This is a genomic window from Stenotrophomonas sp. GD03777 (genome assembly GCF_029842485.1).
Taxonomy (GTDB): Bacteria; Pseudomonadota; Gammaproteobacteria; order Xanthomonadales; family Xanthomonadaceae; genus Stenotrophomonas; species Stenotrophomonas sepilia.
In genome coordinates this window covers 1-4,035 of sequence record NZ_JAOCGL010000184.1, presented here as the reverse complement: position 1 = coordinate 4,035, position 4,035 = coordinate 1, and the positions used below count along the sequence as shown (strand labels likewise).

Here is a 4,035-nt window from a genome sequence, read left to right as displayed (position 1 = left end):
GGTGCGCATCGCCGCACCGCTGACCCTGGCCGGTACCGACGGCCTGGAGCGCTTCGGCCAGCTCACCGTAGCCTTCGATGGTCGCCTCTGGCAGCCGACCGAAGTGGCCGCGCCGGGCACCGCCGGCTACGAGCAGGTGATGGCCGACAACCAGCGCCGCCGCCTGGTGCTGGAAGATGGCCGTGATGCCCGCGATCCGGCCAGCGTGGCCTACCTGCCGGGCAACCCGGTGCTGCGCACTGGCATGCAGCTGCGCAATGTGGAGGGCATCGTGCGCGTGGATGCACAGGGCCGTCCGCGCCTGCAGGTCGAGGGTGCGCTGAAACTGCCGGAACTCAAGCGCCCCGCAGTGCCGACCGTGCCGGGTAGCCTGCACGTGGCCGCCTTCAACCTGGAGAACTTCTTCAACGGTGATGGCCAGGGCGGCGGCTTCCCGACCCTGCGCGGCGCCCGCACGCTGGACGAGCACAAAGCGCAGGTGGCCAAGCTGGTCGCCACGGTCAACGCGCTGGGCGCCGACGTCGCCGCGCTGATGGAGCTGGAGAACGACGGCTACGGACCGCAGTCGGCCATCGCCGAACTGGTCGATGCGCTCAACCGTGACCGCGGCGCGCAGGGCGACTGGCGCTTCGTCGATGCCGGCAACGGCCCCGGCGACAACCCGATCCGGGTCGGCATCATCTACCGCAGCTCACGCCTGCAGCCGGTCGGCACGCCGGCCACGTTGACCGGCGGCCCGTTCGTCGAGCACAGCCGCGTGCCGCTGGCGCAGGCCTTCCAGGGCAAGCAGGGCGCGCCGTTCGTGGTGGTGGCCAATCACTTCAAGTCGAAGGGCTGCCGCGACGCCAGCGGCGCCGACGCCGATCGCAACGACAACCAGGGCTGCTGGAACGCCACCCGCATGACCTCGGCGCAGCAGCTGCATGCCTGGCTGCAGACGGATCCGACCGGTACCGGTACAAAGGACGCGGTGCTGCTCGGCGATTTCAATGCCTACGCGATGGAAGACCCGATCCGCACCCTGCACGACCTGGGCTGGCAGGACGCGTTCAAGGTCGTCAAGGTCGAGCATCCCTACAGCTACGTCTACAACGGCTACACCGGCCGCCTTGACCACGCGTTGCTCAGCCCGGGCATGGCCAAGCGCCTGCGCGGTGCCGCCGAATGGCACAGCAACGCCGACGAGCAGGACGCCAGCGGTTACCAGGGCCGCAACGTGCAGGGCCCGTGGCGCAGCTCCGACCACGACCCGCTGCTGCTGGGTTTCGACAAATAACCCTCAACGCCGGGGTCGGAGCCCATTCCGTGGGAATGGGATCCGACCCCGGGGCAATGGTCGCGTCAGGGGTCGGATCCCATTCCTACGGAATGGGCTCTGACCCCGATGCACATGCTCACCCCCAGGCGATCAAGCCGATCGCCAGCACCGCCAGCGCCAAACCGGCACGGTTCCACTTCGTGGTGGCCTCGCCGAAGGCAAACACGCCCACCAGTGCACCCAGCATCACCACGCCGATGTTCATGCCGGCGAACACGGTGGCCGGGTTGTCCGGCATCGACTGGTGCGCATGCACATAGAACAGGATGTTGCTGCCATTGAGCAGGCCCAGCAGCGCACCTGCGCCGAGGTTGCGCCAGGCCAGCCGGCTGCGGCCACTGACATGCCGCCACAGCTGCAGGGCCAGCATCAGCACGAAGGCCACGCTGAAGCTGGCCAGCACCGCCGCCATCGACGGCGTGCCCGACAGCGCCACCTGCTTGAGCAGCACGTCGACCACCGCAAACCCGCCCCATACGCCCAGCAGCCAGCCCCAGCCGCCGGGCGAGGACGCCACCGCCGGGCCGCGCGGGCGCAGGCTGATCGCCACCATGGCGACCAGGCCCAGCGCCAGGCCGACCAGCTTCCACGGCGTCGCGCTCTGGCCGAAGAACAGGAAGGCGGCAGCCAGTGACAGCAGCAGCGACAGGCGCTGCGCCACATCGCTGCGCACGATGCCGGCCACCGCCACTGCGCGGCCCAGCACCAGGAAGATCGAGGGCAGCACCACCGCCAGCGCCAGCAATGTCAGCCACGGCGCATGCGGCGCGCGCAGCGCATCCAGCGGCGGCTGCAGCACCACCGCGGTGAGCGTTGCCGCCACCAGATAGTTCCAGGTGACCATCTGCGCGACATCCAGCTGGCGGCGTCCAGCCACCTTCAACACCACCGAAACCAGCACGCTGCAGATCACGGCCAAAGACAGGTAGAGCATGGGGCGGGCACAGGGCAGGGGCGGGGGACGGTATCATGGTGCCATGCACAAGCCCTCGTTCCCCGTCGCCCCCGGCGAAACCGCCTGTCTTCAACTGGATGGCCCGGCCGGCCCGCTGGAAGTGGTCGTCGACCTGCCCAAGGCCGATGTGCCGGTGCAGCCGATCGTGGCCATCGTCTGCCACCCGCTGTCCACTGAGGGCGGCACCCTGCACAACAAGGTGGTCACCATGACCGCCACTACCCTGCGCGAGCTGGGCATCGCCACGGTGCGCTTCAACTTCCGCAGTGTTGGCGCGTCGGCCGGCACCTTCGATGGCGGCGTGGGCGAGCAGGATGACCTGAAGGCGGTCGCCGCCTGGGTGCGCAGCCAGCGCCCGCACGACCGCCTATGGCTGGCCGGTTTCAGCTTCGGTTCGTTCGTTTCGCTGAAGGCGGCTGCCGCGCTGCAGCCGGAAGCGCTGATCTCGATCGCGCCGCCGGCTGGTCGCTGGGATTTCGACGGTATCGCACCGCCGGCCCGCTGGCTGGTGATCCAGGGCGAGCAGGACGAGATCGTCGACCCGCAGGCCGTCTACCAGTGGCTGGACACGCTGGACTTCCCGCATGAGCTGGTGCGCATGCCCGAGACCAGCCACTTCTTCCACCGCAAGCTGATCGACCTGCGCGGCGCGCTGACCCACGGCGTGAAGCATTGGCTGGGCGCGGCGGCATGAGTGCAACCGAGTTGACCCCGTCGCAGCGGTACGCGGAAGGGGTCGCCCGTGGTGACTGGCAGGACGACCCGGCCCAGCATGCAGCGCTGGCCGAGCTGGACCGCATCCACCTGGGACTGCTGGACAGTGCCGAGGACGGCTGGCTGGACCGCCTGTCCTCGTTCTGGAAGAAGCCCGAGCCGGTCAAGGGCCTGTACTTCTGGGGCGGCGTCGGCCGCGGCAAGACCTTCCTGGTCGACCTGTTCTACGACGGGCTGCCGATCAAGCAGAAGTACCGCACGCATTTCCATCGCTTCATGCGCAGCGTCCACGAGCGTCTGCGCGAGCACCAGGGGCAGAGCGACCCGCTGGCGAAGATCGCCCAGGAGTGGCGCAGCAACCTGCGCGTGCTGGTGCTGGACGAGTTCTTCGTCACCGACATCGGTGATGCGATGCTGCTTGCGCGGCTGCTGGAGCGCCTGTTCGCCGAGGGCGTGACCCTGGTCACCACCTCCAACACCGCAGTTGAGAACCTGTACCTCAACGGCCTGCAGCGCGAGAGCTTCCTGCCGGCCATCGGCCTGTTGCAGCGCTTCTGCGTGGAGCTGTACGCAGAAGGCACCGAGGACTACCGGATGCGCGCGCTGACCCGCTCGCCGGTGTACCGCGCACCGTTGGCCGCAGACAGCGACGACTGGCTGGCCACGCGCTGGAGCGAACTGAGCGGCGGCCAACCGGCCAGGCCCGGCAACATCGAGATCGAGGGCCGCAAGATTCCGGTCCGCGGCCGCGGCAAGAGCATCGCCTGGTTCGATTTCGCCGCGCTGTGCGAGGGCCCGCGCGGGCCCTCGGACTACATCGAGATCGCGCACGAGTTCAACACGGTACTGCTGGGCGGCATTCCGGCCTTCGATCGCCTGAACGAGGATGCCGCGCGCCGCTTCGTCAACCTGATCGACGAGTTGTACGACCGCCACGTCAACCTGGTCTGCACCGCCAGCACCTCGCCGGTCGAGCTGTACACCGGCCAGCGCCTGCAGGGCGCGTTCGAGCGCACCGCCTCGCGCCTGATCGAGATGCAGAGCGCCG

Annotated in this window: 4 protein-coding genes; 3 read left to right on the top strand and 1 reads right to left on the bottom strand. The window is 68.9% G+C overall.

The genetic code is table 11. From position 1 onward, the window contains the following. Positions 1–1,276: ExeM/NucH family extracellular endonuclease (locus N5E02_RS20350; RefSeq protein WP_279946689.1), on the top strand; the 1,276-nt coding region annotated here is incomplete at its 5' end. 118 nt (positions 1,277–1,394) lie between these two features. Here the strand turns inward: N5E02_RS20350 and N5E02_RS20345 are convergent. Further along, positions 1,395–2,252 carry an EamA family transporter gene (locus N5E02_RS20345; RefSeq protein WP_065196011.1) on the bottom strand — a complete coding sequence of 286 codons (858 nt, stop codon included), beginning with the start codon at positions 2,250–2,252 and terminating at the stop codon, positions 1,395–1,397. A gap of 43 nt (positions 2,253–2,295) precedes the next feature. Here N5E02_RS20345 and N5E02_RS20340 point away from each other — a divergent pair, with 43 nt between their 5' ends. Both N5E02_RS20340 and zapE read left to right on the top strand, forming a co-directional pair. Next, positions 2,296–2,967 carry a CocE/NonD family hydrolase gene (locus N5E02_RS20340; protein ID WP_206619874.1) on the top strand — a complete coding sequence of 224 codons (672 nt, stop codon included), beginning with the start codon at positions 2,296–2,298 and terminating at the stop codon, positions 2,965–2,967. Beyond that, on the top strand, positions 2,964–4,035 hold a 1,072-nt coding region (gene zapE / locus N5E02_RS20335; RefSeq protein ID WP_279946688.1), incomplete at its 3' end, for a cell division protein ZapE. The genes N5E02_RS20340 and zapE, both read left to right, overlap by 4 nt.